The organism is Nocardia sp. NPDC003963, from assembly GCF_053605105.1.
This window is the reverse complement of the sequence record NZ_JBSGIP010000001.1, coordinates 335,377-352,451: the sequence shown is the minus strand read 5'-3', so window position 1 is coordinate 352,451 and position 17,075 is coordinate 335,377. Positions and strand designations below refer to the sequence as shown.

Genomic DNA, 17,075 nt, shown 5'->3' with positions numbered 1-17,075 from the left:
CCCGATACCGCATCTCGCCCGGGTTCGGATGGGATCGGCCCGCGTGATCACCCGCGAAGCCGGTGTTCAGTCGACTGCCGGTGCCCATTGCACACCGTTGATATGCGCGCCGCCGTCGACGAACAGGGTATTTCCGGTGAGGTAGCGCGCACCGTCGCCGGCGAGGAACGCGACGACCGGACCGATATCGTCGAGTGGATCACCGAGGCGGCCCATCGGGTTCGCCGCATTGATCGACGCCGCCATCTCCGGGTTGTCCGCCGCCATTCGCTGGTAGGCCGTGCTCTGCGCGCCGGGGCAGAGCACGTTGCAGCACACCTGCTTCGGCGCCCATTCGCGGGCCGCCGTCCGGGTGAGCGCACGCAGCGCCTCCTTCGCCGCGTTGTAGGCCACCGAGTACATATGGGCGTTCACCCCGTTGAGGCTCGCCAGGTTGACGATCCGGCCGGTACCGTGCTCGGCCAGTGCCGGGAAGGCACGCTGCATGGCCCAGAACGCGGCCATCACCGCCATATCGAAACCGGCGGTCAGGTTCTCGGGGGGTGTCCGCTCCAGGCGGGCATAGGCGCGGCCGCGCCAGGCATTGTTGACCAGGATGTCCAGGCGGCCGTATTCGGCGACCGCCGCGTCCACCATCGCCTCGACCTGCCGTTGGTCGGATACGTCGGTGTGCACGAACAGCGCCGGTACGCCCCAGGTCTCGATCAGCCACCGCGCGGTATCCGCGCCGGCCGCCTCGTCGATCTCCGCGACCAGCACAGCGGCACCCGCACGTGCCAGGGCGCCCGCGATACCGCGCCCGATTCCCGCCCCGGCTCCGGTGACGATCGCCACCCGGTCGGTCAACGTACCCATACGAGTGTCTCCTTGTTCGTGCGGGGATCGCCGGCGCTAGCGCGGCCGCGCAACCGTCTTGTCGATGAACAATCCCGCCACGGAAACGCAGAGGACACCGTCGGCGGTGCGTATCTCACCGACCGAATTGATCTTGGAGCCGTGCTGCGACACCATCCGGCCACGCACCGTGAGCGGGACGAACAACGGGGTCGGACGGTGATATCGGACATTCAGCTGCGCGGTGGGCCCATTGCATCCGGCCCACATATTGGCGACCCCGAGAGTGTGATCGAGCAATTGCGCCGCCACTCCCCCGTGCACATGCCCCGGCGGCCCCTGATAAGGGATGGTCAGAGTGACCACACCGTCGACCCATCCGTCCGCACGACCGGTGAGCACTAGCGGCGGCGCGAGCGCGTTCTCCGGGCCCGTGACCGGGTCGTGGCGGGTGACCCCCTCGCCGTGCCACATATCGACCAACCGTTCGGCCACCGCCGGAGCGTGCTGATCGAGGTGGTCGGCGATACTGCCGAGTTCTTCGGCGACCCGTTCGAGATTCGCGTTCGCGCGCTCGGTGCGCAGCAACGCGTCGACCACCCGCCGCGCCGCGGCCGTCGCACGGTCGACGGGGATGTCCCGAGGTGCCGAGGTCAGCACACTGCCGTCCGGAGAATCGGCCACCGTCGGGCGGACGTTCACATCGTGGGTCATCGAATCTCCATGGTGGCGTATATCGGTACCGGTCGATCTGTCGCGGTGTGGGCCGGACGTTAGCGGTGGGTGCCGGACGAGGCGCGCCACAGTCTCACCCAGCGAGAAGGCCGGTTCGATACGCAGCCGATCCGAGTTGAGATGGTGTGGTGGAGCCTGCCGATCGTCCAGCCCTGACCGCGCTCGCGGCGCGCTACGCGCAGGCCGTCGACCGCCGGGACACCACAGCGCTCGCGTCCCTGTTCGTTGCGGCGGTGGTGCTCGTACTGCCACCCGAACTGCGCCGACGGGACGCACCGAGCGAATTACGGGGCAGGCGGAAGGTGGCCCTGGCGGTGGTGGGAGCGGTGTCCCACCTGGTGGCCACCCGGCACGTCGTGGAGCAGCAGGTGCTCGATATCGGTACCGGCGGGGAGGTACGCGGTGAGACCTACTGCACCGCGCACCACCTCTACGCCCGCGGCGACGGTCACCGCGACCACCGCGTCGCCATCCGGTATCAGGACACCTTCACCGACACCGAGGGCACCTGGCTGTTCTCCCGTCGCGAACTCGTGGTCGACTTCACCGAGGATGTACCGGTGACCCGATCGACGCGGCGCGACCCGATGGCGTGAGCTGACGAAAACCGGGTAGTACCTGCGCACGGACAGCCGAGGTAGCCACCGCCGGGAAAGGAGCAGCATCATGGCCACCCTCCACTTCACCGAGACTACGACCGCGACCCCCGAACAGTTCGTCGCCGCACTCACCGACTTCGGCCCCGGCCGCGAACAACTGTTCGGGAACAGCACCGACGAATACCTCGAAGTGCACCACCGCGGTGCCACCGAGGCCGATGTCACGGAAGGCTCACGCGGTATCTGGGAACGCCTGCGGTACGACTGGTCCGACCCCGGCCGCGTCGTCATGACGACCACCGACTCCAATCTGTGGGGCGGACGGTCGGGCCACACCTACAGCTTCACGACCCTGCCCGACGGCAGAACCGAGGTGGATGTCGTGATCGTACGCGAGGGCAAGAACCTCAAAGGCCGCGTGCTCGGCGCCGCGGTCGGGAGCGTCGGCAAGGGTGTCCTGCGCACTGCGTTCCGGAAGACGGTCGCGGCCGTCGAGGCCCGCGACACCGGGGCGGATCCGACCTGATGCGATCCGGCACCAGTGGATCACCTGTCCAGGGGTGCCCGGCGGTCCCGGTTTCCGATTCGGCCGCGAAAAGATCCGCCGAGTGGCAGTTCCGCATCGACGGATGGCGTCGATCCAGCTCCCGCGCCGCCACATATTGCCCCCGGGGCATCGGATCCGCGAGTGTGACAGGATCATTCGGTTCATCGAAGTGTGCACACGAAGGGCTCTGGAGTGGATCTGCGTTTCGGAGCCGATAGTTCGGCACGGATCCGGCGAGCGGTTCTGGCGCTCACGGTCGGCGTCGGCCTCGTCACCACCCCGGTGCCCGCCGCGGCGGAGGACAGCGCCGACCCGTATATCGATGGCCCGGCCGAAACCGCGGACACACCGTCGCTGCAGTGGTCCGACTGCGGTGAGGGATTCCAGTGCGCGTCGGCGCAGGTACCGCTCGACTACAACCGGCCACGTGACGACCGGATCGACCTCGCGGTGATCAAACTGCCCGCGGCCGATACGGATCGGCGCATCGGTACCCTGTTCGTGAACTTCGGCGGCCCCGGCGCTTCCGGGGTCGACCGGCTCCGGGAGCGAGCGCGCTGGCCGTGGTTGTTCTCCGAAGAACTGCGGTCACGATTCGATGTGGTCTCCTGGGACACCCGGGCGGTGGGGCGTAGCGCCGCGGTGCGGTGTTTTCCCACCGAGGCGGAACAATCGGCGTTCCTCACCGCCATGCCCCCGATGCCCGCCACCCCACCGGACGAGGCGCCGTTCTACGACTGGTCCGCGCAGTTCGCCGACCGGTGCGCGCGGCAGGCGGGGCCGATCCTGAACCACGCGTCGACCGCCGATACCGCACGAGATCTCGAGCTCCTGCGCCGAGCCGTCGGCGATCCGGAACTCACCTATCACGGTATTTCCTACGGTACCCAGCTCGGCGCGATATACGCCAATATGTTCCCCGGCCGGGTGCGGGCCATGGTGTTCGACGGATCGCTGGACTTCGAGGGCAATATCGAGGGCCACGAGGCCCAGGGCACCACGCTTCCGCTGGACACCCGGCAGAATGTGGCCGACGGTATCGCCGCCGCGTTCGGCGCTTTCCTGCAGCAGTGCACGGAAGTCGGCCCGCGATGCGCGTTCTCCGCCGGCGATCCCCGGCTGAAGTGGATCGCACTCGCCGAGCGTGCCCGATCGGCCCCGATCGGAGTGGACGGCCGTGTCTGGACGTATTCCGATATCGTCAACGCGGCCGCCGGCCTCTCGCAGCCGGCCACCTTCCCGGACCTCGCGGAGCTGTTGCAGAAGTTGTTCGACGCGGGCACCGGCATTCCCGGCCTGCAACCGGTCAGCGCGTCCTATGTGGGCAACCGCACCGAGGCCTATCACGCGATCCAGTGCAGTGACAGTACCGTTCCCACCGATACCGGCGTCTACAGTCGCGCCGCGGTATCGGAGGATCTGCGCGTGCCGTATTTCGGACGGGTCGCGGTATTCAGCAGTATCACCTGCGCGTTCTGGCAGGGTCACGATGCCGACCGCTACACCGGCCCGTGGAACCGGCGCACCGCCGCACCGATCCTGGTACTCAACAGCAGATTCGACCCGGCCACTCCCCTTGCCGGCGCCTACGCCGGCGCCGCACAGCTGGCCGAAGCCCGGGTGGTGGTGACCGAGGGAATCGGCCACAGCAGCATGTACGTTCCGAGCACCTGCACGGAGCAGGTCAAACGCGAGTACCTGGTCACCGCCCGGCTGCCCGCCGAGAACACCGGCTGCGCCGCGGACCGCTCCCCTTTCGATCCACCGGCGTGACCTCGGCGGCTACCGCCGGGCCGCGCGGTTCACGCGGGTCAGGACACCGTGCAGTTCTTCGAGGTCGTCCAGTCCGAGCCCCAGCCGTTCGACCACGGCGGGCGGAATCTTCTCGGCCTCGGCGCGTAGCGCCCGCCCGGTACTCGTCAGGTCGACGACCAGGTTGCGCTCGTCCCGCGGATCACGGGTACGGGTGATGTAGTCCAGCGCCTCGAGCCGTTTGAGCAGCGGGGACAGCGTCGGCGAATCGAGCTGGAGCAGTTCGCCGATCTCCTTCACCGACAGTGGGGCGTCCCCCCACAGCGCCAGCATCACCAGATATTGCGGATGCGTGAGCTTCATCGGCTCCAGCAGGGGCCGGTAGATCGCCAGCACGGCCCGGTTCGCCAGCGCCAGCGCGAAACACACCTGCCGCTCCAGCCGCAGAGGATCCTCGATCGCGCTGCTCATGTGCACCTCCACACAGATCTCCTCGGGATGATACGGACAGGACCCTGGACCGGCGCGCACCGGCAACAGATCGCACCCGATCAATTCGTGTACGATCTATTATTGCACGATCGGATAGGGATGAGTGGCTCCACAGCTCATCCGGAGTCGAGGGAGCAGACCGATGCCCGCACGCACGAAACCCACCGCCCTACAGCGGATCCGCTACATCTGCGGTGCGACTCTGCCTGCCGTACTGACGGATTGGGTGGTCGACGATCTCACCGGCCCCGGGGCCACCCGGCGCTACCTGCTGCGTTTCCTGCTGCCGGTGATCCCGCCACTGGGCCTGTTCCTGCTGCTGCCCGGACCGTTGTGGATGCACGCCGCCATGATGGCACTGCTCTACATACCGATCGTCTACTTCGCCGTCGCCCTGGTCTACGTCTACCGCCGCCATCGGCTCGTACAGCACGGCCTCGATCCCGAACTCGCCGATACTGCGCAACAGCGGCGCCGCGCCGACGATCGGCTGAACTACGAACGCCGGTACGGCAGGGCCGCCTGAGCGACCGTCGCCCGGTTCGCACCCGGCGGCAGCCGACGGTACCGGGCGACCGCGGAATTTCGGTTGCGCGACGAACGAATGTTGCGGATGGTTTCCTGATGCGATCACGAACTCGAGAGCACACCGTGCCCGGGCCCCTGCCACCGGAGGAACGACCGGATCTGACCGGCTGGCGTCGCCGCAACGCGCAACGCTCATCCAATGCCGCCCGGCCGATTCCGTCGGGCAAACAGTATCGGCGGAAACAGAAACACCCGAAGCACCGCGATCAGGGCGCCCACCTCTGACGATACGGTGTGTCCTCGACCACCGACCGGCTCCTGCGCGAAACATCCGGTGCGGCAGGCGCGATAACCGACCGACGCGCCTTTCTCATTCCCCAGTCCCCGGAGCGGCCATGAGCGATACCAGCGAGCGCGACACCGACGTCGTACGGATGCGCGACGACCTGCGACATGCCTGCCGCCTGCTCGGTCTCGACGATCGGCACGGCGCCTGGATCGCCTGCGAATTCGCGCCCTGGGCGGTCGGCCACCTCGTCCGCCGGGTGAACCTCGAACTCCGCCTGCACGAGAACGAAGCAGCCTGAGGCGCACTGCCCGGCTTCCGGCCACATCGCAGCCCATCCTGGGTGACACACCGTTCTGTTGAATCAACAGTAAATATTCCGATCACCCTCGGTGACCGATCGCGGAGCGGTAATTTCTCGTCATGGAGGATTCTTCCGACAGCCTCGTAGCGGGCCCGGCCGAACTCACCACCGCCTGGTTGACGACAGCACTCGGCTGCGGGAAGGTGGCCGCCTTCCGATACGACCGGATCGGAACCGGTCAGGTCAGCGACTGCTATCGGATCGATCTCGAGTACGCGGGCGCCGTCGTGGGCCCGCAGTCGGTCGTCCTGAAAGTCGCCGCCCAGGATCCGACGAGCCGGGAGACCGGGGCGGCGATGGGACTGTACGCGAGTGAGGTGCGGTTCTATCGCGAACTGGTCCCGCAGCTGTCCGCGGGCCCGGTCGCACGGTGCTTCCACGCCGCTATCGATCCGGACTCGGGCACCTTCGATCTGTTGCTCGCGGACGCGGCACCGGCCGTGGTGGGCGACGAGATCCGCGGTGCGACCGGGGAACAGGCGGCGATCGCGGTGCGCGAACTCGGGCGCCTGCACGCGCTGGTGGCCGCCCGGCCGGAACTCCTCGACGCCGAGTGGCTGGACCGGAGTTCGCTGCTCGATCAGGCATTGCTCGAACAGCTGTACGTTCTGTTCCTGGAGCGGTACGGGAAGCAGACGACGGTCGCCCAGCGTTCGGTATGCGACGCGCTGGTGGGCGCTTTCGACCACTATCTCGCGCTGGTGGACACCGACGCGCGCGGACTGGTCCACGGCGACTACCGGCTGGACAATATGCTGTTCGGGACCGCGGCCGCGGAACAACCACTGACAGTGGTGGATTGGCAGGGTGTCATGGCCGGCCCCGCATCGACCGATCTGGCGTATTTCCTCGGCGGCGCCCTGACCGTCGAGACCCGCCGCGCCGGCTACGACGAACTGCTCCGGGCCTATCACCGGGCGCTGGGGGCGGAGTCGGCGCTCACCCCGGCGCAGGTGCGGGAATCGGTGCGCCGGCAGAGTTTCATGGGGGTGGTGATGTCGATCGCGGCCTCGGTCGTCGTGGAACGCACCGACCGGGGCGACCGGCTGTTCACCACCATGCTGGCCCGGCACTGCGCCCATGTACTGGATACCGGCGCACTCGAACTACTACTCGGCTGAGCGGATCACCCGGCACTGGGACACACGGCGCCCCGCGCCACGCCCGGACTTGCCGATTCCGCCGCGATCGGCTGTGATCGGGAAACGTGAGCGGAAACGGCATCGTTTCGAAGAGCGGATTCCCGGGCGCATTGGATCGCCGGACGGTACTGCGCGCCGGGGTGGTGACCGCGGCCACGGCCGCACTACCGGTACCCACGGCGACCGCGGCGAGCCCGGTGTTCGCGCACGGCGTCGCCTCGGGCGACCCGCTGCCCGACAGTGTGATCCTCTGGACCCGCGTCACCGTCGGACCGGACGCCGTCCCCGGTTCGGGAGCGGGCGACCCGGCCGTCGTGCACTGGGAGATCGCCACGGATCCCGGGTTCACCGGCGTGGTCACCGCCGGATCCGTGACAACCAGCGCGGAATCGGACCATACGGTGAAGGTGGATGTACCCGGCCTGGAACCCGCACACGACTACTACTACCGATTCCGGGCCCTCGACCGGACCTCCGCGGTCGGCCGTACCCGGACCGCCCCGGCGGATTCGGCGGAACCCGACCGGCTGCGTTTCGGTGTGGTCTCCTGTGCGAACTGGGAAGCCGGCTATTTCGCCGCCTACCGTCACCTCGCCGCCCGCGACGATCTGGATATCGTCGTCCACCTGGGCGACTACCTGTACGAATACGCGGCAGGATCGCACGGCGGCCGCGGCGGGGCGGTCCGCCGGCACGAGCCGGCGCACGAGATCGTCTCGCTCGCGGACTACCGGATCCGGCACGGACAATACAAAACCGACCCCGACCTCACCGCCCTGCACGCGCGGGTGCCGTTCGTCTGCACCTGGGACGATCACGAATCCGCGAACAACGCCTGGTCCGGCGGGGCCGAGAACCACGATCCCGCGACCGAGGGCAGCTGGCCGGAGCGGCGGGCCGCCGCGATGCGCGCCTATTCGGAATGGATGCCCGTACGGATCCATTCCGCGGCCGGAGAAGTGCGGATCTACCGGCGGCTGCGGTTCGGGACCCTGGCCGAACTGTCCATGCTGGACCTGCGCAGTTATCGGGACCGGCAACCCGAACCCGGCACCAGGGAAGGTGACGACCCGGCGCGCACGATCACCGGTGCGCGCCAGCTGGAGTGGCTCACCGCGGGCCTGGTATCGGGATCCGCGCGCTGGCAGGTGGTCGGCAACTCGGTCATGATCGCGCCACTGGCGTTCCCGCCGCTGGACCCGGACACCACCGCGGCGGTCACCGCGGTCTTCGGCATCCCGCGAGAGGGTTTCGCACTGAACACCGACCAGTGGGACGGATACCCCGCCGACCGGCGGCGGCTGCTCCAGGTGCTGACCGACCGCGGAGTCGGCGATATCGTCTTCCTAACCGGAGATATCCACAGCTCCTGGGCCGCCGATGTCCCATTGGAAGCCGCCCGCTATCCCGCCGGCCCCACCGCGGGAGCCGAATTCGTGGTCCCGTCGGTGACCTCGGCCGGAATCGGCGACCTGCTACCGACCCCACCGCGCACGGGTTCGGTCGCACTGGAGAATTCGGTCCGCGCGCTCAATCCGCATATCCGCTACGCGGAACTCGATTCGCACGGGTACGGCGTGGTCGAGATCGTGCCCGACCGGATACGAATGGACTGGTACTACGTCGCCGACGTCACCGATGCGGGCACCGCGGCCCGGCTCGCCACCTCGTGGGAGCTGCCGCACGGCGGCCGTATCCGTCCCGCGGGGTGACGCGCTCGCCCGGGTGCATTCGATACGCGCGGCCCATCGACCACCCGCAACGGCGCCGAATCACCCAGGAGACCGGGCGCGCCGACACCCCCTCACACTCACTCCGGACGGTCCACCTCACCGGCGGGGCCCGCCCCGATTCCGGAGCGACGTAGCGAAGGAGCGCGGCGACTGAGCGCAGGAATGAAGACCGGGGTCGACAGGGCCCCGCCCCCTGCGGCGCCGAAGGCGCCGCAAAATAAACACAGTTCGGATCAGGGTCGAATTAATCATTCCCTCGCGGTCGCGGCGTTGTTTCAATGCCGCTATGCACCAGTCTCGTTCTCTCGCCGCGCGTTTCCGTCTCAGGTCGGTAGCGATGCTGCTCGCCCTCACCACTGCCGGAATGGCACTGACCGGGTGCACCAGCGGCGACGGGCCGAGCGGTGCGGCACTGGATACACCCCTGCCCACCGAGATCCCGCCCGGCACCACCCTGGTGATCGCCGACCAGCAGGAACGTTTCCAGACAGCGTTGCGTGCCTCCGGAGAGCTCGAGAAACTGCCGTTCGAGGTCGAGTTCGCGAATTTCATCGGCGGTCCGGAGATCCTGGAGGCGTTCCGGGCGGGGGCTGCCGACGTGGCTCCGGTGGGTGATGTGCCGCCCATCCATGCGCTCGCCGCCGGACAGGACGTACCCATTGTCGCCGCGTATCAGACGGATCCGGCGGGGATCAAGCTCGCTGTCGCGCCGGGGGTGACGGCGACCCGGCTGACCGATCTGAAGGGTAAGAAGATCGCCTACGCCGAGGGCACCGCACAGCAGGCCGCGGTATTGCGCGCACTGGACAAGGCCGGTCTGAGCACGTCCGATGTCGAGCTCGTGAACCTGAAGCTGGCCGATTTCAACGATGCGGTCCGGACGGGGCAGGTCGATATCGCACCGTTGAACGAACCACGGCTGACCCGGTTCCTGCGCACTCCCGGTGCCACGGTGATCGCCGACTCGGAAACCACCGGGATCTATTTCGGCCTGGGCTACCTGTACGCCCGGCGGGAGGCGACGCAGGATCCGGCGAAGTCCGCCGCGCTGCGCGCACTGGTGGGGGCGTTCGTCCGGTCGTTCCACTGGACCAACACCCATCGTGACGAATGGGCCCGGATCTACTACATCGAGAATCAGAAGCTCAGTGCCGAGGACGCCGGCCGGATCGTCGATTCCCTCGGCGAATTCACTTTTCCCCGTTTGGATCAGACGTTGATCGACGCGCAGCAGGCGACCATCGACGTCCTCGAGTCGGCCGGTCAGCTGCCGCGCAAGGTCGAGGCCGCGGACGGGTTCGATACACGGTTCGACCAGGTGATCACCGAAACCGTCCCCGCGGTGGGCGCGCGATTCGAACAGGAGAAACGGTAATGGCTACCTTGGACGTCTCCGCGGGCGCGCGGACCGGCTCCGCCCCGCTCGCGGCACCGGCCCGGTCCACCCGGTCCCGCCGCCGGGTCCGGCTCGGTCCCGGCCGGCCGATTCCCTTCGGTTTCGCGCTGGGGCCGGTACTGCTGTCGGCCGCCTGGGTGATCGGTTCGCTGTCGGGCCTCCTCGATCCCGAAACGCTTCCGGCGCCGTGGGATGTGGCCCGGACCGCGGGTGATCTGATCGCCGAGGGCACGCTCCAGACCAATCTGCTGACCTCGTTGCAGCGCGCCGCGATCGGTCTGGTGCTCGGTGTCGCGATCGGTGTGGTGCTCGCCCTGGTCTCCGGGCTGAGCCGGGTCGGCGAGGCGCTCGTCGACGGCCCGGTACAGATCAAGCGTTCCATTCCGACCCTCGCGCTGATCCCGCTGTTCATCGTGTGGTTCGGAATCGGCGAGGAGATGAAGCTCATCGTCATCACCGCCAGTGTGCTGGTGCCGGTATACATCAATACGCATGCCTCGTTGCGCGGGGTCGATGCCCGGTATGTCGAGCTGGCACAGACGGTCGGCCTGTCCCGCTGGGGTTTCGTCCGGCGGGTGGCGCTGCCCGGTTCGCTGCCGGGTTTCTTCACCGGGCTGCGGCTGGCCGTCACCATCTCCTGGCTGGCGCTGGTGGTGGTCGAGCAGGTGAATGCCACGAGCGGTATCGGCTATCTCATGACCCAGGCACGCACCTACGGCCAGATCGACGTGATCGTGGTCGGACTCGTGATCTACGGCCTGCTGGGCCTTTTCGGTGATCTCGCGGTCCGGGCGCTGGAAAGGAGGGCGCTGGTATGGCGACAGACTTTGTCGGACTGACGGTACGGGTCCGCGAGCTGCGGCGCGGTTTCGGTGACCGGATCGTGCTCCGCGGAGTGGATCTCGATATCGCGCGGGGCGAGTTCGTGGCGCTGCTGGGCCGCAGCGGCTCCGGGAAGAGCACACTGCTGCGGGCGCTCGGTGAACTCGATCACGATATCGCGGGCGACGGCGAACTGACCGTCCCGCGGGAGCGCTCGGTGGTGTTCCAGGATTCCCGGTTGCTGCCGTGGATCAAGGTGCTCGACAACGTCACGCTCGGCCTGACCGGACCGGGGGCCGCGCAGCGCGGGCGCGATGCGCTGGCCGAGGTCGGTCTGGCCGGCCGGGAGAAGGCCTGGCCCCGGGAGCTGTCCGGCGGCGAACAGCAGCGGGTGGCGCTGGCCCGGTCCCTGGTGCGCGAACCGGCCCTACTGCTCGCCGACGAACCGTTCGGCGCGCTGGACGCGCTGACCCGGATCCGGATGCACGGATTGCTCCAGGACCTCTGCGCCCGGCATCGTCCGGCGGTACTGCTGGTCACCCACGATGTCGACGAGGCGGTACTGCTCGCCGATCGGGTGCTGGTCCTGGACGAGGGCCGTATCGCGGTCGATCTCGCCATCGAGCAGGCCCGGCCGCGGCGGCACGGCGATCCCGCCGTCGCCCACTACCGCGATCGGCTGCTGGCCGCGCTCGGCGTCTCCACCGACTCCACTCAGTACGAGGACGATTCACGATGACCGAACCACGGCAGCTGAGCCTCAACGCGTTCATCTATCCGGCCGGGCACCACGAGGCGGCCTGGCGGCATCCGGCCAGCCGTCCGGACCGGATCTACGATGTCGGCTACTACCAGGAGATAGCCCGGACCGCCGAGGCCGCGACCTTCGACGCGGTGTTCTTCGCCGATGGACCGGCGCTGCGGACCAATGTCGCCTACAACGCGGCGCCCGGCCTCGAACCGATCACGTTGCTGACCGCCATCGCCGCGGCGACCACCCATCTGGGCCTCATCGCCACCGCGTCGACCACCTACTACGAGCCCTACAACCTGGCCCGGCTGTTCTCCTCGCTGGACCATATCTCCGGCGGCCGGGCCGGGTGGAATATCGTCACCACCGGTACCGATCTGGCCGCCGCCAATTTCGGGCTCGACCGGCATCCCGATCACACCGAACGCTATGCCCGGGCTCGCGAATTCGTCGACGCGGTCACGGCGCTGTGGGACAGCTGGGAGGACGACGCCATCCTGCTGGACCGTGCCGGCGGCCGGTACGCGGATCCGGACAAGATCCATCCCATCGATTTCGCGGGCGAGTACCTGCGGGTGCGTGGACCTTTCAACTCGGCACGCACACCGCAGGGGTATCCGGTGCTGGTGCAGGCGGGGGCGTCCAATGACGGCCGCGCGTTCGCCGGCCGGTATGCCGAGGCGATCTTCACCGCACATCAGCGGCTCGGCGACGCCCGGACCTTCTACCGCGATATCAAGCGGCGGGCGGCGGAGTTCGGCCGGGATCCCGGACAGGTGAAGATCCTGCCCGGGATCAGTCCGTTCATCGCGGGCACCGAAGGCGAAGCGAAACAGCTGGAGCGGGAGTTCAACGAGCTCACCGTGCCCGAGTACGGCATCGCGCAGCTGGAATCCCTGGCGCACGAATCGCTGCGGCATCTGGAACTCGACGAACCGGTTCCGGTCGAATTGTTCGCCGACGCCGGTGATGTCACCGATAATTCGGCCAGCCGGCGGCAGGTGGTCGCCGGGATCGTCGCGCGTGAGCAGCCGACCCTGCGCGGCCTGCTGCACCGGCTGGCCGGTGCGCGCGGGCACCGGGTGTTCGCGGGGACACCCGAGCAGGTGGCCGACACCATCGAGGAATGGTTCCGCGGCGGCGCGGCCGACGGTTTCAATGTGATGCCGCCCTACTATCCCGGTGGCCTGGAGATCTTCACCGAGACCGTGGTGCCCATCCTGCGGCAGCGCGGCCTGTTCCGGACGGAGTACACCGGCACCACGCTGCGCGACCATCTCGGGCTGTCCAAACCCGCGAGCCGTTTCGCGCCACAGCCGGTGGCCGGTTAGCGACCACTACCGGGAACCGCCGCGGTCGGACAGAGCGTCGACCAGATCGACTGCGGCGGTTGCGAGTTCGATCCGGGCGACATGCGGCAGGGTCGCGGCGAGCCTACCGGCGATGGCCGCGCGGATATCCTCGCCGATCGCCACTCCGGCCGTGGTCGGCGCCACCCGGCTGATCCTTCGGTCGGCCGGATCCGGTTGCCGCGCCAGGTATCCGCGACGCTCCAGCCGGTCCACCATGCCGGTGATATTGGTCTTGTCGCAGCCGAGTGCGGCGGCGATTTCGCCGAAGGTCGGCTGCTGGTCCTGGACCAGGCAGAGCAGCGCGATCTGCTGAGCGGTGAGGCCGAATTCCCGGGCTATCGCACCGTAGAACGCGTTCACCTCGCGGTAGAGCCCGCCGAGAGCGGCAACCAGGTCGTGATCGTTCACTGCCACGACGAGCAGTTTAGATGATCGACAGTTGACGGGGTATGTCTATTAGTCGATGATATCGACTATCTAGATCACACACTTTTGGAGGTAGTCGTGCCCGTAGCAGTGGTCACCGGCGGATCGCGCGGTATCGGCCGCGCCGTCGCGCAGCGCCTGGGCAGCACCGGGACCTCGGTCGTCGTCAACTATCGAACCGGCCGGGTGGCCGCGGACGAAGTCGTCACCGAGATCGAGAAATCCGGCGGCCGAGCGATTTCCGCCCGGGCCGAGGTATCCGATCCCGCACAGCTGCGCGGCCTGTTCGACGCGGCCACGACGGCATTCGGTGGTATCGATATCGTCGTGAGCAACGCCGGTATCGCACGCTTCTCCCCGCTCGCCGAGGCCACCGACGACGATTTCGATCAGCAGTTCGCGATCAATACGAAAGCCACCTTCTTCGTCCTGCGTGAGGCCGCGAACCGAGTACGCGACGGCGGGCGGATCGTCCTGGTGTCCTCCGGCGCGACACTCACCCACCGGCCCGGATCCGGACTCTACGCAGCCAGCAAGGCCGCGTCCGAACAGCTGGTACGCGTACTCGCCCGGGAACTGGCGCCCCGCGCGATCACGGTCAACAGTGTGCTGCCCGGCGCCGTACGCACCGACGCGCTGGCCGCCGCCGGGGTCGGGCAGCTCGAGCAGATCGCCGCGACGATCCCGATGGGCCGAATCGGCGAACCCGCCGATATCGCCGATATCGTGGCCTTTCTCGCTTCCGAGGGGGCCCGGTGGGTCACCGGCGCGTCCCTTGCCGCCTCGGGCGGAGCCTTCTGAGCTCACCCCCCGCCGCACGGCTATGCGGCACGAGCGCGGCTCAGACCCCATTCCTCGGCCAGGAGTCGGTGCGAGGTGAGGCGGTCCTCGTGGTGGTAGGTGACACTGGTGACGACCAGTTCGTCGGCGCCGGTGAGATCGCGCAGCGCGGCCAAGCGCGCGGCGACCGAGGCGGGGGTTCCGACGAATTGGGTGCTCACCCGGTCGTCGACCAGCCGCCGCTCATCGTCGGTCAGCGGCGGCGCGGTATCGGGGTCCAGATATTCCGCGGCGCCCGCGCCGCTGCGGATACCGGCCACCCAGTGCCCGTAGGTGGAGGCCAGACGGCGGGCGGTCGACTCCTGCGCGGCGACAACGACATCGGCCGAAACCACCAGATACGGCTCCGGATAGCGCGGCGACGGCCGGAACGCCTTCCGGTACGCCGCGACGGTTTCCAGGACGGTCCCCGGGGAGACGTGGTAGTTCGCCACGAACGGCAGGCCCAGCGAACCGGCCAGCTGGGCGCTCTCGCCGGCACTGCTGCCGAACAACCACAGTTCGACCCCGGCGCCCTCCCCGGGCACGGCGTGCAGGGCGATACCGTCGGCGGTCGAATAGGTGCCGGCGAGCAGCGCGCGGATCTCCTCGACCTGCCGGGTGTAGTCGAGCGGTTCGGCACCGGGCAGCCGCAGGGCTTCCAGTGAGGCGACCAACCGGGTGGTGTCGCGGATCCGGTCGGGCGCGAACGGCGGTGGGATCACCACCCCGTCGCGGACCTCGGTCGGGCGTTGCGGAGTGGGCGCGGCCGGGGCGGCCGCGGACCGGAACCGGCCGATCCGATGCGCCGAGCGACCCAGACCCAGATCGAGCCGTCCGGGGTGCAGTGCGTCGATGGTGCCGAACGATTCGACGACCGAGGCCGAGGTGCGGTATCCGGCCTGGACTGCGGCCGAACCGACGCGGATGGTCTCGGTGGCGCCGGCGATGAGCGCGATCAGTTCGGTCGGCGCCGCGGAGGCGACCGCGACGAAATGGTGTTCGGCCACCCAGAACCGTCGGTAACCCCATGCCTCGGCGTGCCGGGCGAGGTCGATGGTGTTCCGGATCGCCTGCCGGGCGGTGGATCCGGTGCTGATCGGCGACAGGTCCAGAACGGACAGGGGTACCGTCATGACGCTCGTACTTTCTCGTCGGCTCGATGGGGACGGCGCAGACCCAGGTGTTCACGCAGGGTCGTGCCGGTGTACTCGGTGCGGTAGGTGCCGCGGTCCTGCAGTTCCGGGACCACCCGGTCGACGAATTCGTCCAGCCCCGCCGGGGTGAGGTGAGGGACGAGGATGAACCCGTCGGCGGCGTCCTCCTGGACGTAACGGTCGATTTCGGCGGCGACCTCCGCCGGTGACCCGACGAACTGCTGACGCGCGGTGACCTCGATGATCAGTTCGCGAATCGTCAGGTTCTCCGCTGCGGCCCGTTCCCGCCACTGCTGTGCCACCGCCCGCGGATCCCGGGCATGACGTACCCGGCCGCGGGTCACGGTCACATCGTCGAGCGGTTCGATATCGGGCAGCGGGCCGTCGGGGTCGTAGGCGGACAGGTCGCGGCCCCAGACCTGTTCCAGGAAGGCGATGGCGGTCTGTGGGCCGACCTGCCGCCGCCGGATGTGCTGCGCGCGTTCCTCGGCGTCGGCCCGGTTGTCGCCGAGGACGAAGGTGGCCGCGGGCAGGATCAGCAGATCGTCGCGGTGGCGGCCGTACTCGGCGAGCCGGCCTTTCATATCGGTGTAGAACTCCTGGCCGGCGGCGAGTTCGCCGTGCCGGCTGAAGATCGCGTCCGCGGTGGCGGCACCGAATTCCCGGCCTTCCTCGGAATCCCCGGCCTGCAACTGCACCGGATATCCCTGCGGGCTGCGCGGGAGTACGAAAGTGCCCTCGATATCGAACTGGCCGCCGCGATAACGGAACTCGGGCGGCGGTGTCGTGAACACGCCCCGTTCCCGGTCGACCACGAGCGCGTCGGCCGGCCAGCTGTCCCACAGCGCACGGGTGGCCGCGACGACCTCCGCCGCCCGCGTATACCGCTGGGCGTGCTCGAGGTACCCGCCGCGACGGAAGTTCTCGCCGGTGAAAGCGTCGGAGGAGGTGACCGCGTTCCAGGCGGCCCGCCCGCCGGACAGGTGATCGAGGGTCGCGAACTGCTTCGCCAACTCGAACGGTTCGTTGAAGGTCGTGTTGATGGTGCCGGCCAGGCCCAGCCGGTCGGTGACCCCGGCGAGTGCGTTGAGCACCGTGAACGTATCGGGGCGGCCGACCACGTCCAGATCGTGGATCCGGCCGCGGTGCTCACGCAGTCGCAGGCCTTCGGCGAGAAAGAAGAAATCGAACAGTCCGCGTTCGGCCGTCCGGGCCAGATGTGTGAAGGAGTCGAAGTCGATCTGGCTGCCGGATTCGGGATCGTTCCAGACGGTGGTGTTGTTGACGCCCGGGAAATGAGCGGCCAGATGGATCTGCTTACCCGACTGCGGCTTCGGCAT

At 68.4% G+C, this 17,075-nt stretch carries 18 protein-coding genes; 12 read left to right on the top strand and 6 right to left on the bottom strand.

Annotated elements, in window-relative coordinates; translation table 11 throughout:
* Nucleotides 1–66: 66 nt before the first annotated feature.
* Nucleotides 67–855, bottom strand: coding sequence for an SDR family NAD(P)-dependent oxidoreductase (locus ACWEWT_RS01630; RefSeq protein WP_452555084.1), 789 nt, complete (start codon nt 853–855; stop codon nt 67–69).
* A gap of 36 nt (nt 856–891) precedes the next feature.
* On the bottom strand, nt 892–1,548 hold the full coding sequence (locus ACWEWT_RS01625) for a PaaI family thioesterase (RefSeq protein ID WP_452555083.1): 657 nt from the start codon (nt 1,546–1,548) through the stop codon (nt 892–894).
* A 146-nt stretch (nt 1,549–1,694) separates the two neighbouring features.
* Here ACWEWT_RS01625 and ACWEWT_RS01620 point away from each other — a divergent pair, with 146 nt between their 5' ends.
* The 3 genes from ACWEWT_RS01620 (at nt 1,695) to ACWEWT_RS01610 (ending at nt 4,488) form a co-directional block, all read left to right on the top strand.
* The gene (locus ACWEWT_RS01620) at nt 1,695–2,165 is read left to right on the top strand and encodes a nuclear transport factor 2 family protein (protein WP_452555081.1); all 471 of its coding nucleotides are present in this window, start codon (nt 1,695–1,697) and stop codon (nt 2,163–2,165) included.
* 70 nt (nt 2,166–2,235) lie between these two features.
* Nucleotides 2,236–2,694, top strand: a complete 459-nt coding sequence (locus ACWEWT_RS01615) for a hypothetical protein (RefSeq protein ID WP_452555079.1) — start codon at nt 2,236–2,238, stop codon at nt 2,692–2,694.
* Nucleotides 2,695–2,907: 213 nt separating this feature from the next.
* A complete protein-coding gene (locus ACWEWT_RS01610; protein ID WP_452555077.1) occupies nt 2,908–4,488 on the top strand; it encodes an alpha/beta hydrolase in 1,581 nt (526 codons plus the stop codon).
* Between the two features lie 9 nt (nt 4,489–4,497).
* Here ACWEWT_RS01610 and ACWEWT_RS01605 read toward each other — a convergent pair whose 3' ends face one another.
* The gene (locus ACWEWT_RS01605) at nt 4,498–4,938 is read right to left on the bottom strand and encodes a MarR family winged helix-turn-helix transcriptional regulator (RefSeq protein WP_452555075.1); all 441 of its coding nucleotides are present in this window, start codon (nt 4,936–4,938) and stop codon (nt 4,498–4,500) included.
* 163 nt (nt 4,939–5,101) lie between these two features.
* Here ACWEWT_RS01605 and ACWEWT_RS01600 point away from each other — a divergent pair, with 163 nt between their 5' ends.
* The 8 genes from ACWEWT_RS01600 (at nt 5,102) to ACWEWT_RS01565 (ending at nt 13,312) form a co-directional block, all read left to right on the top strand.
* The gene (locus tag ACWEWT_RS01600) at nt 5,102–5,485 is read left to right on the top strand and encodes a DUF5313 family protein (RefSeq protein WP_452555073.1); all 384 of its coding nucleotides are present in this window, start codon (nt 5,102–5,104) and stop codon (nt 5,483–5,485) included.
* A gap of 397 nt (nt 5,486–5,882) precedes the next feature.
* Nucleotides 5,883–6,074 (top strand): hypothetical protein, encoded by a 192-nt coding sequence (locus ACWEWT_RS01595; RefSeq protein WP_452555071.1) that lies wholly within the window; start codon nt 5,883–5,885, stop codon nt 6,072–6,074.
* A 122-nt stretch (nt 6,075–6,196) separates the two neighbouring features.
* A complete protein-coding gene (locus ACWEWT_RS01590; protein WP_452555069.1) occupies nt 6,197–7,258 on the top strand; it encodes a phosphotransferase in 1,062 nt (353 codons plus the stop codon).
* Nucleotides 7,259–7,344: 86 nt separating this feature from the next.
* Nucleotides 7,345–8,991: an alkaline phosphatase D family protein gene (locus tag ACWEWT_RS01585; RefSeq protein WP_452555067.1), complete on the top strand. Its 1,647-nt coding sequence runs from the start codon at nt 7,345–7,347 to the stop codon at nt 8,989–8,991.
* A gap of 307 nt (nt 8,992–9,298) precedes the next feature.
* Complete coding sequence (locus tag ACWEWT_RS01580; protein WP_452555065.1) at nt 9,299–10,387, top strand: ABC transporter substrate-binding protein; 1,089 nt, start codon at nt 9,299–9,301, stop codon at nt 10,385–10,387.
* Entirely contained in the window at nt 10,387–11,247 is an 861-nt protein-coding gene (locus ACWEWT_RS01575; protein ID WP_452555063.1) for an ABC transporter permease, read from the top strand. Before ACWEWT_RS01580 ends, ACWEWT_RS01575 begins: the two co-directional genes overlap by 1 nt.
* On the top strand, nt 11,223–11,969 hold the full coding sequence (locus ACWEWT_RS01570) for an ABC transporter ATP-binding protein (protein ID WP_452555062.1): 747 nt from the start codon (nt 11,223–11,225) through the stop codon (nt 11,967–11,969). The genes ACWEWT_RS01575 and ACWEWT_RS01570 overlap by 25 nt, the downstream gene beginning before the upstream one ends.
* Nucleotides 11,966–13,312, top strand: a complete 1,347-nt coding sequence (locus ACWEWT_RS01565) for an LLM class flavin-dependent oxidoreductase (protein WP_452555060.1) — start codon at nt 11,966–11,968, stop codon at nt 13,310–13,312. Before ACWEWT_RS01570 ends, ACWEWT_RS01565 begins: the two co-directional genes overlap by 4 nt.
* A gap of 6 nt (nt 13,313–13,318) precedes the next feature.
* On the opposite strand, the gene ACWEWT_RS01560 is transcribed toward ACWEWT_RS01565, so the two are convergent.
* Complete coding sequence (locus ACWEWT_RS01560; protein ID WP_452555058.1) at nt 13,319–13,747, bottom strand: MarR family winged helix-turn-helix transcriptional regulator; 429 nt, start codon at nt 13,745–13,747, stop codon at nt 13,319–13,321.
* A gap of 90 nt (nt 13,748–13,837) precedes the next feature.
* On the opposite strand from ACWEWT_RS01560, the gene ACWEWT_RS01555 reads away from it, so the two are divergent.
* Nucleotides 13,838–14,560, top strand: coding sequence for an SDR family oxidoreductase (locus tag ACWEWT_RS01555; protein WP_452555056.1), 723 nt, complete (start codon nt 13,838–13,840; stop codon nt 14,558–14,560).
* A 20-nt stretch (nt 14,561–14,580) separates the two neighbouring features.
* Here ACWEWT_RS01555 and ACWEWT_RS01550 read toward each other — a convergent pair whose 3' ends face one another.
* Both ACWEWT_RS01550 and ACWEWT_RS01545 read right to left on the bottom strand, forming a co-directional pair.
* Nucleotides 14,581–15,714: an LLM class flavin-dependent oxidoreductase gene (locus ACWEWT_RS01550; RefSeq protein ID WP_452555054.1), complete on the bottom strand. Its 1,134-nt coding sequence runs from the start codon at nt 15,712–15,714 to the stop codon at nt 14,581–14,583.
* Entirely contained in the window at nt 15,711–17,075 is a 1,365-nt protein-coding gene (locus ACWEWT_RS01545; protein ID WP_452555052.1) for an NtaA/DmoA family FMN-dependent monooxygenase, read from the bottom strand. Before ACWEWT_RS01545 ends, ACWEWT_RS01550 begins: the two co-directional genes overlap by 4 nt.

What these genes read in the sequence shown, in the direction of transcription:
- ACWEWT_RS01580 (WP_452555065.1), top strand. Translation starts at nt 9,299, where the DNA reads ATGCACCAGTCTCGTTCTCTCGCCGCGCGTTTCCGTCTCAGGTCGGTA.
- ACWEWT_RS01625 (WP_452555083.1), bottom strand. Translation starts at nt 1,548, where the DNA reads ATGACCCACGATGTGAACGTCCGCCCGACGGTGGCCGATTCTCCGGAC.
- ACWEWT_RS01595 (WP_452555071.1), top strand. Translation starts at nt 5,883, where the DNA reads ATGAGCGATACCAGCGAGCGCGACACCGACGTCGTACGGATGCGCGAC.
- ACWEWT_RS01590 (WP_452555069.1), top strand. Translation starts at nt 6,197, where the DNA reads ATGGAGGATTCTTCCGACAGCCTCGTAGCGGGCCCGGCCGAACTCACC.
- ACWEWT_RS01570 (WP_452555062.1), top strand. Translation starts at nt 11,223, where the DNA reads ATGGCGACAGACTTTGTCGGACTGACGGTACGGGTCCGCGAGCTGCGG.
- ACWEWT_RS01615 (WP_452555079.1), top strand. Translation starts at nt 2,236, where the DNA reads ATGGCCACCCTCCACTTCACCGAGACTACGACCGCGACCCCCGAACAG.
- ACWEWT_RS01630 (WP_452555084.1), bottom strand. Translation starts at nt 855, where the DNA reads ATGGGTACGTTGACCGACCGGGTGGCGATCGTCACCGGAGCCGGGGCG.
- ACWEWT_RS01550 (WP_452555054.1), bottom strand. Translation starts at nt 15,714, where the DNA reads ATGACGGTACCCCTGTCCGTTCTGGACCTGTCGCCGATCAGCACCGGA.
- ACWEWT_RS01565 (WP_452555060.1), top strand. Translation starts at nt 11,966, where the DNA reads ATGACCGAACCACGGCAGCTGAGCCTCAACGCGTTCATCTATCCGGCC.
- ACWEWT_RS01600 (WP_452555073.1), top strand. Translation starts at nt 5,102, where the DNA reads ATGCCCGCACGCACGAAACCCACCGCCCTACAGCGGATCCGCTACATC.
- ACWEWT_RS01605 (WP_452555075.1), bottom strand. Translation starts at nt 4,938, where the DNA reads ATGAGCAGCGCGATCGAGGATCCTCTGCGGCTGGAGCGGCAGGTGTGT.
- ACWEWT_RS01545 (WP_452555052.1), bottom strand. Translation starts at nt 17,075, where the DNA reads ATGCCGAAGCCGCAGTCGGGTAAGCAGATCCATCTGGCCGCTCATTTC.
- ACWEWT_RS01575 (WP_452555063.1), top strand. Translation starts at nt 10,387, where the DNA reads ATGGCTACCTTGGACGTCTCCGCGGGCGCGCGGACCGGCTCCGCCCCG.